This window comes from Pseudoduganella rivuli (assembly GCF_009674485.1).
GTDB classification, from domain to species: Bacteria; Pseudomonadota; Gammaproteobacteria; order Burkholderiales; family Burkholderiaceae_D; genus Rugamonas; species Rugamonas rivuli_B.
The window spans coordinates 105,541-125,715 of record NZ_WKJJ01000003.1 but is presented as its reverse complement, the minus strand read 5'-3'; the positions used below and the strand labels follow the sequence as shown (position 1 = coordinate 125,715).

Genomic DNA, 20,175 nt, shown 5'->3' with positions numbered 1-20,175 from the left:
ATGCGACAACCCCGCCTGAAGGTGACACCATGCTGCCCATAACCAACCCTGCCGATCCGGTGTCCACGGTTGCCCCGGTGACGCCCTCTGTTTCCGCCGCAGCCGCGTTGGCCGCCGCCAACGCGCTGGCCGATAACGCGTCCGCAGTGGACTTTTCCGGCCTGGCGCAATTCCTGTCCACGGTCGCGCTGACGCGCCGCCAGCTGGAACAATTGCAAGGCGGCACGGCAAGCACACCCACGGCAGCGGAAATCATGCTGCTGAACGTGGCGGCCACCAACCTGACGCAATCGTTCAACCAGTTGCCGCCGTCCGCCATCGATACGCTGCCGCCACTGCCCGACAACCAGGGCGGCACCTTGAGCGAACGGCTGGCGCTGGTATTGCAGCAACTGGGCGCCACCGCCGGGCGGGGCGGCCCCATTTCCAGCAGCACGCTGGCCGGCATCGGCATCACGCTCGATCCGCTGGCGCCCGCCTCCAGCGCCGACATTCTGAATGTGGAGGCGCCGCTGCTGCGCGCCGCCTTTGCCGCCGACCGCGACGGCACGCTGGCGCTGCTGGCGCGCACCACGGATGAATTCACCGCGCTGGGCACGGCGGTGGCACAGGCGGAAGCGGCCACCGAGGCGACTCCGGCGCCCACCGCCGCGCCACCGGCCTCCCCCGGATCGGATGCGGCGGTGGCCAACCTTGCCCTGAACGATGCACTGGCCGCCACCCCGTCGGAATTGCAACGCCAGCAACAACTGGCTGTCGCGCGCGATGCGGCGGCGGAAGCGGCGCAGGAGCGGCAGGAAACCCAGGCCGACCGGCTGGCGGCGGACCGCGTTGCGGAGCAGCGCCAGCTGGAGGTATCGGAACAGGAAGACGCGGCGGCAAGCGCCCTGGCCAGCCGCATGGCCGCCGGGCGCCAGGCGGAACTGGCCACGCTGCAAAATGCGGACCTCGACCAGCGCACTGCCGCCCTGCGCCAGGAATTGGACCACCAGCAAACGGCACTGGATGCGCAACTGCAGCAACAACAGCAATTGACTGCCACCCGGGCCCAGCCAAACCAGGCAAACCCGGCAAACTCGGCAAGCGCTACGGACGCCGATGCGCGGTTGCGCGCCAGCCAGCAGGAAGCGGCCGTCCGCCTGAACCAAACCGCGCAACAGCAAGCTGCCGTCCGGCGGGACAACGACCTCGCCACGGCACGGCGCAACACGGCCGCCGTCGCGGAAGCGCGCGATGAAGCTGCGCTGGCCGCCCGCATCGCGGCGCAACGGCAAGCCGTAGCGACGCAGGCGCGCCAGGCACAGCAGACACAGAACCAATCATTGCAGACACGACAGCCACAATCCGGACTGCAAGCGACGAACAATCAGCAGCGCGCGCAGGCCCAGTCATTCGAGCAGCAGGTACAACTGGCCCAGCGGACGCAGGCACAGCAAGCCGCGCAACAAGCACAGGCGGCACAACAGGCGCAGACGGCGCAGGCTCAGCAAGAGCAACTGGCTCAGCGTACCCAGGCAGCCCGGCAAGCGGAGGAGCAATCCCGGCGCGACGCCGCGCAGGCAACCGCCGCGGCACAACAGACACAGCAAACGCAGCAGACTCAGCAGGCAAAGCGCCAGGAAACCGCGCGCACGCAAACCGCAGCCGATGCCAGTCAGATACTGGCCGAGCGCCGCGCACTGGCCGCGCAGTTGGCCACCCGCACCGCGGCCGAAGCGCAGCAGGAGCGCGTACAAGCCGACCGCGCCGACAACGTGCGCCTGACCACCGCCGGGCAAGCCAACCTGCGGGCGCAAGCCAATGTGCTGGCGGACCGGATGGACGAACAGCGCGAAGCGGCCCGCAGGCAAGACGCGCAACAGCAGGCAAGCCGCGGCAATCCGATCGACGACGAACGTGCGGCGCAACGGGCGACCGAGGAACGCCAGCGCCAGGCCACGGCACAGGAAGCGCAAAGCGCCGCCGCCATGGCCGCCGCCCAGCGCGCGGCTGAGCAGCGCCTGGTGCGGGAGCAGCAAGCGGCGCGCGACGACCGCGACGTGCAACGACTACGGGACCAGCAACAACGGGAACAACAGGTGCGCGACACCACACGCCAGGCCCGGCTGAAACAGGACGCGGAAGCCCAGGCATTGCGCGACGCGGCCAGCGCCGCCCGCCAGGCCCAGGACGAGCTGGATGCGGAAGCGCAGGCCGCCGCCGCGCAGGCAGCCCAGGCACAGCAAGCGGCCCAGGCCGCCAAGGCGCAGCGCCCGCCCAATGCGGCCGATCCCGCGCTGGCGGCCGCGATTGCCGCTTACAACACGCCCGCCATCGCGGCGGCAGGCGCCCGCCAGCCGCTGCCGCCAGTCCAGGCAGCCCGGGTGCCCAGCGCCGCCCCGGTCCCCCCGGTACGTCCGGTCCAGCCTGCCGGTGAGCCAGGCAGCAGTGGCGCCAGCGGGGACAATGCGGGCACCACAGCGCCTACGCAACGCTAAAATAGCTTATTGACATCAAATACAAGGTAAAAAGGGGGTTTTAGCGTGTTTTGATCGAATCTCTGCAATAATTGCTTGTCGCCACCATCCCTTCGCCAGCACCGGGCCGTGGCTTTATGTTTGGATCATCCATGGCATTCCAAAGCAAGCGCACATTCTTGACAGCGTGCGGACTGGCTGCCGGCATGCTGGCACTGGGCGTCACCGCCCGCGCAGCGGCGCCGCACACTGTCACGCTGTTGCTGGGCGACGCGCTCGATGCGCAGGGCCGGCAAAAACCGCTGAAACCGGGGCGGCGCAAATTGTTCGACTATCTCGAACAAGAGTTGAATATTGCCTTCGACATCAAGAGTTATCCATGGCCCCGCGCCGAGCGCAATGCCCGCAGCGGCGCCGGCCTGATTTTCGGTTTGCCGAAAAATGAAGAGCGCTTGCGCGACCTGCATTATTCCGAGCCGGCCGGCAGCACGACGCTGTGGCTGGTGACGCGCAGCGACGCCACTTTCCCCTTCAATACACTGGACGACTTGCGCGGCAAGACCGTCGGCGCCGTACGCGGCTATACCTATGGCGATGACTTCGAACGCCGCCGCAATAAAGTCTTCCGCGTCGAAGATGACATTGCCTCGCGCTCGGCGCGCCTGCAGCGCCTGCTGCTCAGGCGGGTCGACGCGATACTGCTGGTACAGCCCAGCGGGGACTCCGCCCAGGACGTCGAAACGGAACTGCGCGCCTTTATCGCGCCCTTCCTGAAAGACATGAACCTGCCGCCGGACGTGAGCGTGTCCCTGCTGCCGCAGCCGGTCCAAACCGACAATGGCGAACACTTCGCCATTGCCTATGGCCAGGATAACGGCTTGATCGACCGCATCAATGCCGCCCTGGCCCGCCAGCGCCGCCGCACGGCGCAACGCTGACCACCCCGCCCCTTAGGCGGATTTCATCACCTTTCCGCATAATTCCGCATAGCCGGACGGCCCGCCCGGTTTGTGCTTGCCCTGCCAATTCGCCTTGGGGATAATGCAGGCGCACCCCTCACCAAGGAGACATCGTTGCAATACACAAAACATGCACTCGCCCTGCTGGGCGCCATCAGCGCCATCCATACCGCAGCGGCGCAGGAAACCGTCAAGATCGGCCATACCGGCCCGCTGTCCGGCGCGCAAGCGTTCTCGGGCAAGGATAATGAAAACGGGGCCCGCCTGGCGATCGAAGAATTGAACGCGAAACCCATTACCGTGGGCGGCAAGAAAATCAAGTTCGAACTGGTGTCGGAAGACGACCAGGGCGACCCGAAAGCCGGCGTGCAAGTGGCCCAGAAATTCATCGACGGCGGCGTGCGTTACGTGGTCGGTCCGTACAATTCCGGCGTCGCGATTCCCGCCTCGCGCGCCTACAACGACGCCGGTGCGCTGATCGCCACCGTGGCCACCAATCCGAAGGTGACGCAGCAGGGTTATAAAGGCGTCTTCCGCGTCAACGCCAGCGATACGCAACTGGGTTCGAAAATGGCGCTGTATGCGGCCAAGGAACTGAAATTCAAAACCGTGGCCGTCATCGACGACCGCACGGCGTTCGGCCAGGGCCTGGCGGAAGAATTCAAGAAACAGGCCAAGATTGCGGGCCTGACACTGGCGGGCCACGAATACACCACCGACAAGGCGGTCGACTTCACCGCCATCCTGACCAAGCTGAAAGCCAAGAACGTCGAAGCGATCTTCTTTGGCGGCTATGCCCCGCAGGCGGCGCCGATGGCGCGCCAGATGAAACAGCTGGGCATTAACGCCAAGCTGCTGGGCGGCGACACCATCTGCACGGCGGAAATGGGCAAGCTGGGCGGCGACGCCGTGGGCGAAAACGTGCTGTGCTCACAAGGCGGCGCGCTGCTCGACAAGGCTGCCGCCGGTCCGCAATTCAAGGCCAGCTTCAAGAAGCGCTACAACCGCGATCCGGATGTGTATGCCGCGACGTATTACGACGCCGCCATGATGTATGCCAACGCCATGCAAAAGGTGAATTCCACCGATCCGGCCAAAGTGGGTCCCGCCATCAGCACCGGTGCGTACAAGGGTGTGATGGGTACCTACGCGTTCGATGCGAAGGGTGACATGAAGGAATCGCTGGTCACCATCTTTAACTTCAAGGGCGGCACTCCATCGCCAATTACCAGCTACTAACTGTTAATAGCTGTTAAAAACCGCGAAATACGGCGCCGCATGCCGGCGCCGTGTCGGGAAATCTTACAGTTGGCGCACCTCGTCAACACACTGCACACGTAACTGCCTGATTGCAGGGGATAAAATATTTCCGGCATGAAAGTTGCTTACTCCCAGGAAACCAAACATTCCTAGGAGTATCATGTTCAAGCCAGCCATCCGCACCGTCGTCGCCAGTGCCATCCTCGCCTGCTGCGCTGTCAACGCCAACGCCACGGTGATCGACTTCAACAACCTCGCCAATACTGCCGCCCCTAACGGCTATCAATCCGGAAGCTACACTGCTTTCGACGGCGCCAGCTTTTCGCTGGGTGGTTATACCTTCACCTCGTCCATCTATAGCCAGTATTGGATCGGCACAAGCTATTCGCCTTCCGATTACTACTATCAACCTTACAATGGCACCGATTACCTGCTGGCCTACGACGTCACCATCACCAGCAACACCAACCAGCCGTTTTCGCTGAACAGTGTGGACATGGCTTCGTGGGATAGCTGGTACACGCAATACTTTGGCAGTACCCCGATCGGACTGACCGGCACGCGCGCCAACGGCACGCAAACCAGCGCAACGATTTCCATCACCAACCTCAACCAGAATCAGGTATCTGGCAACGACTTCGAGCATTTTATTGCCGGTGCGGACTTCAGCAACCTGACGTCGCTGCGCATCAGGAGCAACGACGGCCCGTATTTCGCACTGGATAATCTCGATATCGGCCCTGGCACCAACGTGCCGGAACCAGGCAGCCTGGCGCTGCTGGGCCTGGGCATCGCCGGCATCGCCGCCGCGCGCCGCCGCAAGCAACGCTGATCGCTACCGGCTGCCGCTGCGCCGGTCCGGCGACGGCTGCAGCACGGTGGAATATTCGCGCAGATGTCCCACCGGACGATCCAGGATATCGTTGATCAGCCGGGCTGGAATCCCCGCCAGCTCGGCGTATGTATAGGCCGTGCCCTCGCCGAAGGCGGCGCGGGTCAGCAAGGCAACTGCCACTTTCTCGGCAGTATAATCATCAAGTCGGCGCGTCATGGCGCCAGTCTAGCGCTGGCAGCCGGAACACTGGCGCAGGATACCCTCAAGAAATAGTGCCCGGATCCGGGCACGGCTGTCCTGCACCGGGCAACCGGCGCAGCCCTCCACGGGCCATCCTTTACCTCCAAGTGCTTGAAACCTATCGGGTTTTCACGCCACCCTGACGTCCCACACCACGTGGCACGGCGTTTGCAATGACACAGGCACGATCCACCCGCAAACGCAACCACATGGACCAGGCCATCTCCCCCGCCGTCGCCGCCCGCCACCGCCGCCGCACCATCGCCGCCATTGCCGTTGGCCTGGCGCTGGTCTGCGGCGCAGCCTGGGGCGTTCACCGCTACGCCAGTCCCAGCGCCAGTGCGCACGACATCGCGGTGGCGGAAGTCCGGCGCGGCGACATCGCCAACAGCATCAGCGCCACCGGCGTGGTGGTGCCGGAACGTGAAGAAACCGTCCCCAGTCCGATTCCCAGCCGCATTGCCCACGTGCATGCCAAGCCGGGCCAGCAAGTGGCGGCGGGCGAATTGCTGCTGACCCTCGACGACAGCAGCGTGCGGGTCGCCATCGCCAGCCTGAACGAACAACTGGCGCAACAGGAAAACCGCATGGCCGGCTTGCGCGTGGAACTGGAGCAGAAGCGCAAGCAAACCCGGGCCGCCATCGAATTGCTGGAACTGGATTTGCAAAGCGCCCGCGCCAAGCTGAACCGTTCGCAACTATTGCGCAAGGCCGGCGGCATTTCCGGCGAAGACATGCTGACGGCGGAACTGAACGTGCAGCGCATCGAAGTGCAATTGCGCCAGCAGCGCGAATTCATCGACGACACGGCGCGCGTCAATGCCAGCAGCATTGCCGACGCGCGGCTGCAAAAAGCCATCCTGCAAAAACAGCTGGACCAGCAACTGCTGCTGCAACGGCAAACCGAGGTGCGGGCCCCCTTCGCCGGCATGTTGACGTCGGTGGCGGCGGATGAAGGCGCGGCGGTGGTCACCGGGCAAGCGCTGGCGAAAGTCGCGGACTTGCAGCATTACCGGGTGGAAGCGACGGTATCGGATTTCCACGCGCGCCGCCTCGCTTCCGGCCTGGCGGTGCAGGTGGAACACAATGGCCAGCCGCTGGCGGGCCGCGTGCACACCGTGCTGCCGGAAATCCGCGACGGCAAAGTCACCGTCCTGGCCACATTGGACCAGCCCAGCCACCCGCTGCTGCGCAACCGCATGCGCGTCGACGTGCGCATCGTCACCGACAGGAAACAAGGTGTGCTGCTGGCCGACAACGGCGCGGCCTTCAATGGCCAGGGCCGCCAGCAAGGTTACGTGCTGCGCGGCGGCGTGGCGCACAAGGTCATGCTGGACATCGGCGCCAGCGATGGCAAGGCCGTGGAAATCGTGGCCGGCGCCCAGGCCGGCGACCGCCTGATCATTTCCGACATCAGCCGCTACAAGGAGCACGACACGCTCCGCATCACCAATTAACTTACCCGAGAGCCAACCATCATGATCAAGCTGGAAAAAGTCAGCAAAACCTACCAGACCGACAAAATCGAAACGCTGGCGCTGCGCGGCATCGACCTGCACGTCAAGGAAGCGGAATTCGTCTGCATCATGGGGCCCAGCGGTTGCGGCAAAAGCACGCTGCTGAACGTGATCGGCTTGCTGGACCGCCCCGGCACCGGCGCAATCCAGGTGGCCGGCAAGCCGGTCCACACGTACCGCGACCAGGACGTGGCGCGCCTGCGCAACCGCACGTTCGGCTTCATTTTCCAGAGCTTTCATCTGATCGGCGACTTGCGCGTGATCGACAACGTCGAGCTGCCGCTGCTGTACCGCCCCGGCGTCAACGCCGCCGCGCGGCGCCGCATGGCCGCCGCCGCGCTGGAAAAAGTGGGGCTGGGCGCGCGCATGGAACATTACCCGAACCAGCTGTCGGGCGGCCAGCAACAACGGGTCGCCATTGCGCGCGCCATCGCCGGCCAGCCGCAAGTGCTGCTGGCCGATGAACCCACCGGCAACCTGGACAGCCGCATGAGCGACGAAGTCATGGAGATCCTGCTGCGGCTGAACAGCGAAGGCACCACGGTGGTAATGGTGACGCACGATGAGCATCAGGCGAAACGCGCGCACCGCGTGGTGCGGGTATTCGATGGCCAACTGGTCGCATAAGGACATCGTATGCTGAAAAACTACATCCTCATGGCCTACAAGGTGTGCCTGCGGCGCAAACTGTATACCGCCCTCAGCCTGCTGTGCATCATGCTGACCTTGACCGTGCTGCTGGTCGCGGCCGCATTGCTGCAGCAAGCCTTCCACCCCACCGGCGTGGAAGGCCGCAGCGACCGCTACCTGCAAGTGTTCGCCATCGAAGCGCGGCTGGACGGGCGCGGCAACCGCTATTACGGTCCGCTCGGCTACAAGGTGGTCGAACAGTATCTCAAGCCGCTCAAATCCGCCGCCGTGGTGTCGGCGCTGACCATGCCGCAAACCGTGTCGGTGTCCGACGACGACCGGATCAGCGAACTGCTGATGCGCCGCACCGATGCCCAATACTGGCGCATCCTGGATTTCACGGTGCAGGCCGGCCGCCTGTACACACCGGACGACGTGGCGCAGGGCCGCATGGTGGCCGTCATCAACAGCAGCACGGCGCGCCGGCTGTTCCCCGGCGCCAGCGCGGCTGGCGCCGTCGGGCGGCAAATCCAGGCCGGCAACCAGCAATTCCAGGTGGTCGGCGTGGTGGAAGACGCGCTGCACCTGAACGCGTTTTCCGACATCTGGGTGCCGCTCACCACGTTTCCGGACAGCGGCTACCGCCGGCAAATGTTCGGCACCTTCACCGCGCTGCTGATGGCTGACAGCCCGGCCGGACTGGACGCCATCCGCGCCGAAGTGCAGCAGGTGGCGCGCACCGTCCAGTTCGACGATCCGCGCGAATGGAGCCGCGCCTACTTCTTTGCCGACGACAAGCTCGACGTGGTGGCGCGCACCGTCACGCAAAGCCAGACCCTCGATTCCGGCGCCGGCGGGCTGATCGCCGTGCTGGCCCTGCTGGCGGTGCTGTTCATGCTGTTGCCCGCGCTGAACCTGGTGAACCTGAACATGGGCCGCATCATGGAACGCAGTACGGAAATCGGCACCCGCAAGGCGTTTGGCGCCACCAACCGCCAGCTGGCAGCGCAACTGTTGACGGAAAACGTGCTGCTGTGCCTGGCCGGTGGCCTGCTCAGCCTGCCATGCGCCGCGCTGGCGCTGGCGTGGCTGGAAAGCGCCGAACTGATCCCTTACCTGAAGGTGAGCCTGAACGGCGCCGTGTTTGGCTATGGCTTGCTGCTGACCGTGGTGTTCGGCGTGCTGTCCGGCGTGGCGCCGGCCTGGAAAATGTCCCGCCTCGATCCCGTCCATGCACTGAAAGGAACCGCGTAATGCTGCGCCATTTACTGAAACTGATGTGGAAGCGCAAGACGCGCAACCTGATGCTGAGCCTGGAACTGTTGCTGGCCTTCGTGCTGGTGTTTGCGCTGTCCGCTATCGCGGTGCGCTGCTGGCAGTTGTACCACGAACCGGTGGGCTTCGATTACCGCCCCCTGTGGGCCGTCGAGATCAACCCGGGCGATGGCCAGCGCATGCCCAAGGACGCCGATCTGTATACCCGCCTGCGCCTGGCGGTACGCGAATTGCCGGAGGTGGAGCACAGCGCCTTCACCACGTTCGCGCCGTACACCATGCGCACCATGACGACCAGTATCCAGCGCACGGCGAACGGACCGGGGGAGGCCGTACAAATGCTGGAAGTCAGCGACGACTTCTTTGCCACCAATGGCATGACACCCGTCGCAGGACAATGGTTCAGCAGCGCGGACGACGGCGCCGGCATAGTCCCGGTCGTCATCAACCAGCACATGGCGGACCGCTGGTTTCCTGGCCAGGCGGCGGTGGGCCGGACCTTCACCGGCGCTGAGAACGACACATCCGCCGTCCGTTACCGCGTTGCCGCCGTGCTGGAAGCGTACCGCACCAAGGGTGAACTGGACCCGCCCTCCAATCTGATGCTGACGCGTCACGCACCGGATGGCTCGCTGCCCAGCATCAATTCCATGCTGCTGCGGATCAAACCCGGCACACCGCGCAGTTTTGAAACCGCCTTGCAACGGCAATTGAAACTGGTGCGCAACGACTGGAGCTTTACGATCTCGCCGCTGGCGGACTTGCGCGCCAGCTTGCTGAAGCAACAGCTGGCGCCACTGCTGGTGCTGGCCGTGATCGCCGCCTTCCTGCTGGTGATGGTGGCGTTCGGCCTGTTCGGCGTGCTGTGGCAAAACACCACGCGCCGCATCCCGGAAATCGGCTTGCGGCGCGCGCTGGGCGCACCCAGCGGCGCCATCCACCGCCAGATCGTCGGCGAACAAATGCTGCTGTCGACCTTCGCCATGCTGGCCGGGCTGGCGCTGCTGGTGCAGTTGCCGCTGACGGGCGTGCTGGGCGAACACCTGAACTGGTCCGTGTTTATTTACGCACTGGGCCTGTCGATGGGGCTGATCTATCTGCTATCCTTGCTGTGCTCGCTTTACCCTGGCTGGCACGCCAGCCGCATGCCCCCCACCTCCGCCCTGCGCTACGAATGATCCATGGAAGTCCACCGCAAGCCCCGTATTCTCATTGTCGATGACGACGCCGCCGTGCTGGCGTCGCTGAACCTGCTGTTGAAACAATCCGGATTCGACACCCGCAGTTGCGACGAGCCCCGCGCCGCGCTGGCCTTGCTGGAACGGGAAGTATTCGACCTGGTGCTGCAGGATATGAATTTTTCGCTGCAAACCAGCGGCGACGAAGGCTTGCAGCTGCTGTCGCAAATCCGCGCACTGCGGCCCGGCTTGCCCGTGCTGCTGATGACGGCATGGGGTTCGATTGCGCTGGCCGTCAAAGGCATGCAGGCCGGCGCCGCGAATTTCTTTACCAAGCCTTGGGACAACGGCCAATTGGTGCAACTGATGCACGCCACCTTGTCCGCCGCGCCGCCGGATACCGCCACGGCCAACCGGGAAACACGCCGCGAGCTGGACCAGCGCTACGATTTCAGCGGTATCGTGGGCGAGCATCCCGCGCTGCTGAAAGTGCTGGCCACCGTCGGCCAGGTGGCGGCAACGCGCGCCCCCGTGCTGATCCTCGGTGAAAGCGGCTGCGGCAAGGAATTGATTGCCGACGCCATCCACCGCAACAGCCCCCGCGCCGCGCGCCCCGCCGTCAAGATCAACATGGGCGCCATCACGCCGTCGCTGTTTGAAAGCGAAATGTTTGGCCACGTCAAAGGCGCCTTCACGGATGCCCGCGCGGACCGCCAGGGCCACGTGGCCGCCGCCCATGGCAGCACGCTGTTCATGGATGAAATCGGCGAATTGAACCGCGCCGACCAGGTCAAGCTGCTGCGCGTGCTGCAAGACCAGAGTTACCTGCCGGTGGGCGCCAGCCGCAGCGCGCAAGCCGATATCCGCGTGGTGTCCGCCACCAACCGCGAACTGGCGGAACTGGTAGCGGCCGGCGAATTCCGCGAAGACTTGTTTTACCGCCTGAACCTGATCACCTTGCGCCTGCCGCCGCTGCGCGAACGGCGCAGCGACATCCCCCTGCTGGCGCGCCATATGGCGGCCACCATTGCCGCCAGCTATGCGCTGGGCGACATCGCGCTGGCGCCAAGCGCGCTGGACTGGCTGACGCAGCAGCCGTGGCCGGGCAATATCCGGCAATTGCGGCAAACGCTGGAACGCACCATGCTGTTGTCCGGCAAGACCGTGCTGGCGCAGGCGGACTTCAGCGCCGCGGAACAGCATGACAGCGCGGGCGCGGCGCGCCTGGGCGTCGACGGCATGACCTTGGAACAGGTGGAGCGCCACATGATCGCGCAGGCGCAGCAGCAATACCAGGGCAACATCTCGCGCATGGCCAAGGCGCTGGGCCTGAGCCGCAATGCGCTGTACCGGCGCCTGGAACGGCATGGCATGGATGGCGAATCGCGGGATGGCGCGTGAGCCGCCCTGGCAGCCCGCACCACGGCCCGCCTGATGGTCCATGGGGTGGCACACCGCCCCGGCTGACCCCGCGCCTGAAACTGCAATTCGGCCTGTACCTCGCGCTGCTGCACGCGGCGCTGTTTGCCGCCGCCGCAACGTTTGCGCGCGAGCGCCCCTGGCTGTTCCTGCTGATGGAGGCCGCGCTGTTGGCCAGCACGGTCTATGGCTACCGCTTGCTGGCGCGCGCGCTGGAACCGCTGGGTTACACCCGGCTGTTCCACGGCTTGCTGCACGACGGGGAATACGCGGCGCGGCTGCGCGCGCCGGGTGCGCGCAGCCAGCCGGAACTGGAACAACTGGTGCAATTGTTCAACGCCATGCTGACGCGCCTGTACGAAGAGCGCCTGAAGCTGGGCGAACAGCACGGTTTATTGGACCGCCTGCTGGAAGCGACGCCCAGCGCCGTCATCGTGTTTGATTTCGATGGCCGCATCAGCGTGCTCAATGCCGCCGCGTCCGCGCTGCTGGGGGTGGCGGATCCGGTCGGCAAGCCGCTGCGCCACTGGCTCGATGGCGGCCTGCCCGCATCGGCCGCACCGCGCTGCGCCAGCCTGCTGGAACAGCTGGACCGGCTGGCGCCCGACAGCGGCGCCCTGCTCAGCGACAGCGACGGCCGCCGCTACCGGGGCCAGCGGGGCCATTTCCATGACCGGGGATTCCAGCGCCAATTCCTGCTGGTCGATGAATTGACGGCGGAACTGGCCGATTCCGAACATGCGACCTACGACAAGCTGATCCGGGTGCTGGGCCATGAAGTCAACAATACGGTGGCCGCCACGGCTTCCGTGCTCGATTCGCTGCTGTATTACCGCGACCAGTTGGCCGACAGCGATGCGGACGACTTTGGCACCGCCATCGTGGCCGTGAAGCGCCGCAATGTGCAGCTGGGCGAATTCATCGAGCGTTTTACACGCGTGGTGAAAATGCCGGCGCCGGAATTGCGGCCGGCCGACATGGGTGCATTGGTCGACGGCATCGTCGCCCTGTACCGGGAACCATGCCGCAGCCGGGGCATTACGCTGGCATGGGGACGGCGCGACGCCGTGCCGCCATTGCAGCTGGACAGCCAGTTGATGGAACAGGCGCTGCTGAACGTGGTCAAGAATGCGATGGAAGCGGTGGAAACCACCATGCGGGAGCAGGCTGTCAGCGGCGGTACGATCGCGCTGTCGCTGCAAGCGGAGGAAGGCGGCGTACGCCTGTCGATTACCGACAGCGGCCGCCGCCTGTCGGGGGTGCCAGCCAGCCAGCTGTTCACCCCTTTTTTCAGTACCAAGAAAGGCGGCCAGGGCATCGGCCTGCTGTTCGTGCGTGAAGTCTTGAACCGGCACGGCTACAGCCACCGGCTGGCCGCCGATGCCCAGGGCGATACCTGCTTCGAGATCTGGCTGACCGCGCCTTAAGCTTTCTTGTTGCGGCGGCGCGCTGCCAGCATGCCACCCATGCCCATCAACATCAATGCGGCGGTTGCCGGCTCAGGCACACGGCCTGGCGGCACCACGGCGCCAAAGCCGTCGATGTAGGCATAGCCGAAGTGGCCGGTCGGATCGCAGTCGGCCACCAGCAGCGACAGCGTGAAGTCATGGCCGGCCAGCAGCGCGTCGATGGCCAACTGTTCGATTTGCCAATCCGGGGTATAGAAGATGTCGTTCAGCGAGCTGAAGCGGGAATCCACACCGCCACCGCCGGCGCCGGCGTTGTAGGTGCGGTTGATCAGCTGGGTATTGGTCGTATCGTCATGCAGCGAAATGAACACTTCAGCCGAATCGTCGTCCGCGTGGCCACCATTTTGCAGCACGGCTTTCCAGGCAAAGAAAATATTCGCATCGGTATAGTTCAGCACTTTCTGGCTGATCACCGACGCATAGCCGCCGCTGATCAAGTCTTCGGTGCGGTACGAGTAATTGCCCGAATAAACCGTCGTGCCCAATGCCGCGCCAACGTTCGCGTCGACCGTACCGACCGTGGTAATGGCCGAGCGGTTCGACAGGGCGTCGTAGCGGCTGCCGCCTGGCAGGAAATCTGCAGGCGAGATCGACGAGTTCGGCACGAAACCGCGGAAGCCGCCGCCGGTGGTCCAGCCGTTGGTGTTGCCATCCTCAAAACCGCCGTTCACGAACGCGGTTGCGTTGGCGGCGCCGGCCAGCACCATCAGCAGGGTTGCAGGTAAGAGTTTGCGGAGTTTCATGGTCAGGGTCCCTTAGTTGTCTAGTGGAAAAAATTATAATATTGCGATTTAACCAATAGCATAGACCGTGCCAGACACTTAAGTCATTGAAAATAAAGAAGAAACAAATATTGCCTTATAGATAATGTTAATATTTCCGACACTTCATTGCAAGTTGATAGTAATTGCGCGGACGCAAAAAAAAGGGTTACAAGCCAAAGCTTGTAACCCTTTTTCTTTACTGCCGAATTGTGGTGCCGGAGATAGGAGTCGAACCTACGACCTTCGCATTACGAATGCGCTGCTCTACCAACTGAGCTACACCGGCGAAACCTGTCTACGCTGTTTGCGGTTCATCGCTGAGGTCCGCTGCGTAAGAGGCTCGCATTCTAACAAACAATTTTCGGAATGCGCAAGAGTGATTTTTTATTTATGCATTAATTCCGAAAAATTCCGTCAAATCACGCGCCGTGGTACCCCGTCACCACCGCCACTTCATCGCGGGAACCCAGGAAGACCGGTACGCGCTGGTGCAATTTGGTCGGCTGGATGTCCAGGATGCGCTGTTTGCCGTCGGTGGCGGCGCCGCCTGCCTGCTCGACGATCAGCGCCATCGGGTTCGCTTCATACATCAGGCGCAGCTTGCCCGGCTGCGACGGGTCGCGCGAGTCGGCCGGGTACATGAACACGCCGCCGCGGTTCAGGATGCGGTGCACGTCGGCCACCATCGACGCGATCCAGCGCATGTTGAAGTTCTTGCCGCGCGGGCCCGTGTCGCCGGCCAGCAGTTCGTCGATGTAGCGCTTCACGGGTGGATGCCAGTGGCGCGAGTTCGACATGTTGATGGCGAATTCCTTGGTGGCGGCCGGGATTTGCATACCGCGCTGGGTCAGCACCCACGAACCCATCTCGCGGTCCAGGGTGAAGCAATTGACGCCGTTGCCGGTGGTGAGCACCAGCTGGGTTTGCGGGCCGTACACGGCATAGCCGGCAGCCACTTGCTTGCTGCCCGGCTGCAGGAAGTCCTGTTCGCTTGGGTCCTTCATGCCTTCCGGCGCTTTCAGCACGGAGAAGATGGTGCCGATCGACACATTGACGTCGATGTTCGACGAACCGTCCAGCGGATCGAACACCAGCAGGTATTCGCCCATCGGGTAACGGTTCGGGATGCGGTGGATGGTTTCCATTTCTTCGGACGCCATGGCCGCCAGGTGGCCGCCCCACTCATTTGCTTCCAGCAGGATTTCATTGGAAATCACGTCCAGCTTCTTTTGCACCTCGCCCTGGACGTTTTCCGTCTCCAGCGCGCCCAGCACGTCGCCCAGGGCGCCTTTGCCCACACTGTGGCTGATGGTTTTGCAGGAGCGGGCCACCACTTCGATCAGCAGGCGCAGTTCGGCCGGGATCGAGTTATGCAGGCGTTGTTCTTCGACCAGGTATTGGGTCAGGCTGATGCGTTTCATTGGTTCCCTAGCGTTGGTTAATTACAAGTTGGTGTAGTGGTTGTTGTTCAATCGACGTTCAGTTGGCCAGCGCCTTGCTGACCACTTCATTGACGTCGTTCGACAGGCCCGGGCTGGCGGCGACTTTTTCCAGCGCGCGGCGCATTTGCTCCTGCAAGTCCGGCACGTAGCGGCGCCAGCGGTCCAGGCTGCGCGCCAGGCGCGCCGCCACTTGCGGGTTGATGGCGTTGAGCTGGATGACGTTTTCCGCCCACAGCGCATAGCCGCTGCCGTCATGCGCATGGAATTGCGCGGGATTCGCGTTGCAGTAGCTGAACAGCAGGCTGCGCGCGCGGTTCGGGTTCTTGAGGGTAAAGGCAGGATGCTTCATCAACTGGCGCACCGTTTCGATGGTGGTGTGCGGGCTGGCGGCCTGCATCGCGAACCACTTGTCGATCACCAGCGCTTCGCCGGCGAAATCATCGTGGAACCGCTGCAGATAAGCCGACGCGTCGGCGCCGCTGTGGATCAGCGAGACCAGCGCGGCCGAGCGGTCCGTCATGTTGGTCGCTTCATCGAACTGCTGTTGCGCCAGTTTCAGCTCCGCCGGTCCCGGGTCGATCATCAGGTATGCCAGCGCCAGGTTTTTCAGGCCGCGCTTGCCGGCCGACAGGGCGTCGGGGCTGTACGGGCCCGGCGTCAGGTTGGCTTCATATTGCGCCAGCAATTCCGGCGCCAGTTCGCGCGCCAAGGTGCGGCGCATGAACTGGCGCGCCGCGTGGATCGCTTGCGGATCGACCACGTCCATGTTTTCCGCGATGATGGTTTCCGATGGCAGGATCAACGCCTGTTCGCGGAACGCAGGGTCCAGCGAGGCATCGACCAGCAGCGCGCGCTGCGCCGCGATGAAGGTGTCGTCCAAGGTCAGTTGCGCGCCTTCCGCCGCGGCCCTGGCCAGTTTCAGCAAGCGCTCCATGGCCAGGCGCTGGCCCGCTTCCCAGCGGTTGACGGCGTCGCTGTCGTGGCGGAACAGGTGCAGCAATTCGTCGTCCGTGTACGCGTATTCCAGCACCACCGGCGCGGAAAAATCGCGCAGGATCGATGGCACCGGCTTTTCCTTCACGTTGGTGAAGCGGAAGGTCTGTTCCGCTTCCGTGAAGTCCAGCACGGCCGTGGTGGCGCCCACCACCTTGCCGTCGACTGCCAGCGCGATGTCGTTGCCGGCCGCATCCAGCAGGCCGATCGCCACCGGGATATGGAATGGCAGCTTGTCCGTCTGGCCCGGCGTGTCCGGGCAGCGCTGGCGCAACGTGATTTCATAGGTCTGGTCGGCCGCATCGTACTTCGTGGTCGCGGTGACGATCGGCGTTCCCGCCTGGCTGTACCAGCGCTCGAATTGCGCCAGGTCGATGCCGTTCGCATCGGCCATCGCGGCGCGGAAATCGTCGCACTGCACGGCTTGGCCGTCATGGCGTTCGAAGTACAGGTCCATGCCTTTTCGGAAACCTTCGCGGCCCAGCAGGGTCTGGTACATGCGCACCACTTCGGCGCCTTTTTCATACACGGTCACCGTGTAGAAATTGTTGATCTCGACAAACGAGTCGGGGCGCACCGGGTGCGCCATCGGGCCCGCGTCTTCCGGGAATTGCGCCTGGCGCAGGGTGCGCACCTGGTCGATGCGGGTGACGGCGCGGCCGCTGGCCGTGCCGATCATGTCGGCCGAGAATTCCTGGTCGCGGAAGACCGTCAAGCCTTCCTTCAGCGACAGCTGGAACCAGTCGCGGCACGTGACGCGGTTGCCGGTCCAGTTGTGGAAGTATTCATGGCCGACCACGGCTTCAATGCCGGCGTAATCGATGTCAGTGGCCGTGCGGGGGTTGGCCAGCACGAACTTGGTATTAAAGATGTTTAATCCCTTGTTTTCCATCGCGCCCATGTTGAAGTCGCCCACGGCGACGATCATGAAGCGGTCCAGGTCCAGTTCCAGGCCGAAGCGTTCCTCGTCCCAGCGGATACTGTTTTTCAGCGATTGCATCGCATAGTCGGTCTTGTCGAGGTTGCCCTCTTCCACCCACACCTGCAACAGCACTTCGCGGCCGGATTTCAGCGTGTACGTCTCTTCCTGGCACACCAGCTTGGCCGCCACCAGCGCGAACAGGTACGACGGTTTCTTGAACGGGTCTTCCCACTTGGCGTAATGGCGGCCATCGGCGAGCTCGCCCTGCTCCAGTAAATTGCCGTTCGACAGCAGCACCGGATAGCGCTGCTTGTCGGCGCGCAGCATCACCGTGTATTTCGCCATCACGTCCGGGCGGTCCGGGAAATACGTGATGCGGCGGAAACCTTCCGCTTCGCATTGCGTGTAAAAACTGCCGTTCGACACGTACAGGCCGGACAGCGTCGTGTTCTCGACCGGCGCGCACAATGTTTCGATTTCCAGCACCACTTCCTGCGGCGCCTTCGGGATCGTCAGCGTGTTGGCGCCCAGCAGGTACTGGCCGGGCCGCAAGGTCTTGCCGTTCATGCGCAAGGCCACCAGTTCGATGTCTTCACCGTGAAACACGATGTCACGGCTCTTGCCCGCGGGGTTACGGCTGAGGGTGACGCGGTTGGCCACGATGGTGCGGGCCGGGTCCAGATCGAAACCCAGTTCTACCGTGTGTACCAGGTAGCTGGGAGGAGTGTAATCTTTACGAAAGATCGTCTGTGGGCTGTCTGTACGCATAGGTATTTCGACCGGACATGGATGGAAAAGGCTATTTTACCAACACCGGCCCTTTACGACGCGCGCCAGCGTGTAACACCACTTACATTGCCCGGACCGGCAATCATGTTGGCGACTGATTCGCCGGCAAATTTTGCTGCTCTTCTCGTGGCCGTAACAAACTGTAATAATCGTACGCAACAATGCGTGCCGCCATACACTGAAATATCCATCGGGAGCTCGATCATGAAAACATTCGCGATACTGGCTGCGGCAGCCAGCTTGCTGCTGACCGGATGCGCCTCGACCATCCGCAGCGACGTTACCACTTTCCAGCAATGGCCAGCCGCGGGCGTGCCGGACAAATCCTATGTGTTTGAAAACCCGCCAGTGGCGGAAAACACGCTGGAACTGAAGACGTACCAAAACATGGTCAGTGCGGAGCTGGCCAAGCTGGGCTTTACGCAAGTGCCCGACAATGCGAATCCCAAGCTGAAAGTGGGCGTTCACTTCAGCACCATCGACCGCCCCGTGAAAGTATTGCAGGCGACCGATCCGTTCTGGATGGGTCCGTCGCATTACTGGGGTCCCCGCTACGTGGGCCGCGGCTTTTACCGTCCATACTGGGGCCCGTACCGCTGGGGCGGCTTCGGCCCCTATTACGACCCGTTCTGGTATGGCCCGCTGGAAGTCCAGGAAACCATCCGCCACCACTATGAGCGCCAGTTGCGCGTGTCGATCAATACCATCGACGGCCAGAAGCTGTTTGACGTGACGGTGCAAAACACCAGCCGCCGTCAGTCGACGCCGGCGATCATGCCGACGCTGGTGCAGAGCGCGTTTGCCGGATTCCCGGGAGAAAATGGGAAGGTCAAGCAGGTCGAGGTGCAGGTCGAGTAAGCTGCATGCCGGCATGTGAAAACAAAGCGGGCCAACGGCCCGTTTTGTTTTTAGCTGTAATACGCCTCGCTGGCAAACGTAATCGCCACCACCAGCAACACCGCCAGCACCAGCACTATCAATAAGCGGCCGAATTTCGGGTTGCCGTCATCGTCCGGCTGCTGCTGGGTGGTGTCGCTCATAGGGCCTCTCAAGGAATCAGGATGGTCGACCCGGTGGTCCTGCGCGCTTCCAGGTCGATGTGGGCTTTCGCCACGTCGGCCAGATTATAACGTTGCTTGACGGGGACCTGGACTTCGCCGCTGGCCACCATGCCAAACAGCGATTTCGCCATGGCTTCCAGGTTTTCCCGCTTGGCCGTGTGCGTCATCAGGGTCGGACGGGTGATGAACAGCGAGCCGCGCGACTGCAATTCATTCAGGCTGAACGGCGGCACCGGGCCAGAGGCATTGCCGAAGCTGACCATGGTGCCCAGCGGGCGCAGGCAGTCCAGCGAACCGGTAAACGTATCCTTGCCGATCGAGTCATAGACCACGGCCACGCCTTCGCCACCCGTGATGTCCTTGACCCGCTCGACGAAGTTTTCCTGGTTGTAGTTGATCACGTGTTTGGCGCCGTTTTCAATCGCCAGCGCCGCCTTTTCTTCCGAGCCGACGGTGCCGATCAGGTTCAGGCCCATGACTTTCGCCCACTGGCACGCGATCAGGCCGACGCCGCCCGCCGCCGCATGGAACAGGATGGTGTCTCCCGCTTTCAACGGCACCGTGCGGTGGAACAGGTATTGCACCGTCAAGCCCTGCAACATCATGGCGGCGGCGGTCTCGAAATCGATCTTGTCCGGCAACACCAGCAATAGCGACGCAGGCATGTTGCGCGCTTGCGCATAGGCGCCGTTCGGGCGGCCCGCATAGGCGACCCGGTCGCCCACCTTGACTTCCGTCACGCCCTCGCCCACCGCTTCCACGATCCCGGCGCCTTCCATGCCCAGGCCGGCCGGCAGCGGCTGCGGATACAACCCGGTGCGGAAATACACATCAATAAAATTCAGGCCGATGGCCTTATGGCGAACCGTTGCCTCGCCGGGGCCCGGCGGCCCCAGTTCCACATCCACGTATTCCATCACTTCCGGCCCGCCCGTGCGGGACATGCGTATCGCCTTGACCATCGTG

General features: G+C 63.5%; 17 protein-coding genes and 1 tRNA gene. 11 read left to right on the top strand and 7 right to left on the bottom strand.

Annotation, left to right across the window (positions count from 1 at the left end; genetic code table 11):
• The first annotated feature begins 29 nt into the window (after positions 1-29).
• The 4 genes from GJ700_RS05485 (at position 30) to GJ700_RS05470 (ending at position 5,507) form a co-directional block, all read left to right on the top strand.
• Positions 30-2,477, top strand: coding sequence for a coiled-coil domain-containing protein (locus tag GJ700_RS05485; RefSeq protein ID WP_154371663.1), 2,448 nt, complete (start codon positions 30-32; stop codon positions 2,475-2,477).
• 131 nt (positions 2,478-2,608) lie between these two features.
• Positions 2,609-3,394, top strand: coding sequence for a substrate-binding periplasmic protein (locus GJ700_RS05480; protein WP_229506818.1), 786 nt, complete (start codon positions 2,609-2,611; stop codon positions 3,392-3,394).
• 135 nt (positions 3,395-3,529) lie between these two features.
• Positions 3,530-4,654 carry a branched-chain amino acid ABC transporter substrate-binding protein gene (locus GJ700_RS05475; RefSeq protein ID WP_154371662.1) on the top strand — a complete coding sequence of 375 codons (1,125 nt, stop codon included), beginning with the start codon at positions 3,530-3,532 and terminating at the stop codon, positions 4,652-4,654.
• Between the two features lie 181 nt (positions 4,655-4,835).
• Positions 4,836-5,507, top strand: coding sequence for a PEP-CTERM sorting domain-containing protein (locus GJ700_RS05470; RefSeq protein ID WP_154371661.1), 672 nt, complete (start codon positions 4,836-4,838; stop codon positions 5,505-5,507).
• A gap of 3 nt (positions 5,508-5,510) precedes the next feature.
• On the opposite strand, the gene GJ700_RS05465 is transcribed toward GJ700_RS05470, so the two are convergent.
• On the bottom strand, positions 5,511-5,690 hold the full coding sequence (locus tag GJ700_RS05465) for a hypothetical protein (protein WP_154371660.1): 180 nt from the start codon (positions 5,688-5,690) through the stop codon (positions 5,511-5,513).
• Positions 5,691-5,923: 233 nt separating this feature from the next.
• On the opposite strand from GJ700_RS05465, the gene GJ700_RS05460 reads away from it, so the two are divergent.
• The 6 genes from GJ700_RS05460 to GJ700_RS05435 are packed head-to-tail and all read left to right on the top strand — an operon-like array spanning position 5,924 to position 13,196.
• On the top strand, positions 5,924-7,207 hold the full coding sequence (locus GJ700_RS05460) for an efflux RND transporter periplasmic adaptor subunit (RefSeq protein WP_229506817.1): 1,284 nt from the start codon (positions 5,924-5,926) through the stop codon (positions 7,205-7,207).
• A 21-nt stretch (positions 7,208-7,228) separates the two neighbouring features.
• Positions 7,229-7,894, top strand: coding sequence for an ABC transporter ATP-binding protein (locus GJ700_RS05455; protein WP_154371659.1), 666 nt, complete (start codon positions 7,229-7,231; stop codon positions 7,892-7,894).
• Between the two features lie 9 nt (positions 7,895-7,903).
• Positions 7,904-9,151: an ABC transporter permease gene (locus GJ700_RS05450; protein ID WP_154371658.1), complete on the top strand. Its 1,248-nt coding sequence runs from the start codon at positions 7,904-7,906 to the stop codon at positions 9,149-9,151.
• The gene (locus tag GJ700_RS05445) at positions 9,151-10,350 is read left to right on the top strand and encodes an ABC transporter permease (protein WP_154371657.1); all 1,200 of its coding nucleotides are present in this window, start codon (positions 9,151-9,153) and stop codon (positions 10,348-10,350) included. The genes GJ700_RS05450 and GJ700_RS05445 overlap by 1 nt, the downstream gene beginning before the upstream one ends.
• A 3-nt stretch (positions 10,351-10,353) precedes the next feature.
• A complete protein-coding gene (locus GJ700_RS05440) occupies positions 10,354-11,751 on the top strand; it encodes a sigma-54-dependent transcriptional regulator (RefSeq protein WP_154371656.1) in 1,398 nt (465 codons plus the stop codon).
• Positions 11,748-13,196: a sensor histidine kinase gene (locus GJ700_RS05435; protein WP_371867840.1), complete on the top strand. Its 1,449-nt coding sequence runs from the start codon at positions 11,748-11,750 to the stop codon at positions 13,194-13,196. Before GJ700_RS05440 ends, GJ700_RS05435 begins: the two co-directional genes overlap by 4 nt.
• Here the strand turns inward: GJ700_RS05435 and GJ700_RS05430 are convergent.
• The 4 genes from GJ700_RS05430 to pepN form a co-directional block, all read right to left on the bottom strand.
• Entirely contained in the window at positions 13,193-13,981 is a 789-nt protein-coding gene (locus tag GJ700_RS05430; protein ID WP_154371655.1) for a PEP-CTERM sorting domain-containing protein, read from the bottom strand. The genes GJ700_RS05435 and GJ700_RS05430 overlap by 4 nt on opposite strands.
• A 231-nt stretch (positions 13,982-14,212) precedes the next feature.
• Positions 14,213-14,288 (bottom strand) — tRNA-Thr (locus tag GJ700_RS05425).
• Between the two features lie 133 nt (positions 14,289-14,421).
• On the bottom strand, positions 14,422-15,423 hold the full coding sequence (locus GJ700_RS05420) for a class 1 fructose-bisphosphatase (protein ID WP_154371654.1): 1,002 nt from the start codon (positions 15,421-15,423) through the stop codon (positions 14,422-14,424).
• A 58-nt stretch (positions 15,424-15,481) separates the two neighbouring features.
• Positions 15,482-18,127 (bottom strand): aminopeptidase N, encoded by a 2,646-nt coding sequence (pepN, locus tag GJ700_RS05415; RefSeq protein ID WP_154371653.1) that lies wholly within the window; start codon positions 18,125-18,127, stop codon positions 15,482-15,484.
• Positions 18,128-18,352: 225 nt separating this feature from the next.
• On the opposite strand from pepN, the gene GJ700_RS05405 reads away from it, so the two are divergent.
• A complete protein-coding gene (locus tag GJ700_RS05405) occupies positions 18,353-19,006 on the top strand; it encodes a DUF4136 domain-containing protein (protein WP_154371652.1) in 654 nt (217 codons plus the stop codon).
• 50 nt (positions 19,007-19,056) lie between these two features.
• On the opposite strand, the gene GJ700_RS35855 is transcribed toward GJ700_RS05405, so the two are convergent.
• Positions 19,057-19,188, bottom strand: a complete 132-nt coding sequence (locus GJ700_RS35855; RefSeq protein ID WP_260117354.1) for a hypothetical protein — start codon at positions 19,186-19,188, stop codon at positions 19,057-19,059.
• An 8-nt stretch (positions 19,189-19,196) separates the two neighbouring features.
• Positions 19,197-20,171: a quinone oxidoreductase family protein gene (locus GJ700_RS05400; RefSeq protein WP_154371651.1), complete on the bottom strand. Its 975-nt coding sequence runs from the start codon at positions 20,169-20,171 to the stop codon at positions 19,197-19,199.
• Positions 20,172-20,175 lie beyond the last annotated feature (4 nt).

Bases quoted from the DNA above. Each gene is read 5' to 3' on its own strand.
- GJ700_RS05485 (WP_154371663.1), top strand. From the start codon at position 30: ATGCTGCCCATAACCAACCCTGCCGATCCGGTGTCCACGGTTGCCCCG.
- GJ700_RS05480 (WP_229506818.1), top strand. From the start codon at position 2,609: ATGGCATTCCAAAGCAAGCGCACATTCTTGACAGCGTGCGGACTGGCT.
- GJ700_RS05470 (WP_154371661.1), top strand. From the start codon at position 4,836: ATGTTCAAGCCAGCCATCCGCACCGTCGTCGCCAGTGCCATCCTCGCC.
- GJ700_RS05460 (WP_229506817.1), top strand. From the start codon at position 5,924: ATGACACAGGCACGATCCACCCGCAAACGCAACCACATGGACCAGGCC.
- GJ700_RS05455 (WP_154371659.1), top strand. From the start codon at position 7,229: ATGATCAAGCTGGAAAAAGTCAGCAAAACCTACCAGACCGACAAAATC.
- GJ700_RS05450 (WP_154371658.1), top strand. From the start codon at position 7,904: ATGCTGAAAAACTACATCCTCATGGCCTACAAGGTGTGCCTGCGGCGC.
- GJ700_RS05445 (WP_154371657.1), top strand. From the start codon at position 9,151: ATGCTGCGCCATTTACTGAAACTGATGTGGAAGCGCAAGACGCGCAAC.
- GJ700_RS05440 (WP_154371656.1), top strand. From the start codon at position 10,354: ATGGAAGTCCACCGCAAGCCCCGTATTCTCATTGTCGATGACGACGCC.
- GJ700_RS05430 (WP_154371655.1), bottom strand. From the start codon at position 13,981: ATGAAACTCCGCAAACTCTTACCTGCAACCCTGCTGATGGTGCTGGCC.
- GJ700_RS05420 (WP_154371654.1), bottom strand. From the start codon at position 15,423: ATGAAACGCATCAGCCTGACCCAATACCTGGTCGAAGAACAACGCCTG.
- pepN (WP_154371653.1), bottom strand. From the start codon at position 18,127: ATGCGTACAGACAGCCCACAGACGATCTTTCGTAAAGATTACACTCCT.
- GJ700_RS05405 (WP_154371652.1), top strand. From the start codon at position 18,353: ATGAAAACATTCGCGATACTGGCTGCGGCAGCCAGCTTGCTGCTGACC.
- GJ700_RS35855 (WP_260117354.1), bottom strand. From the start codon at position 19,188: ATGAGCGACACCACCCAGCAGCAGCCGGACGATGACGGCAACCCGAAA.
- GJ700_RS05400 (WP_154371651.1), bottom strand. From the start codon at position 20,171: ATGGTCAAGGCGATACGCATGTCCCGCACGGGCGGGCCGGAAGTGATG.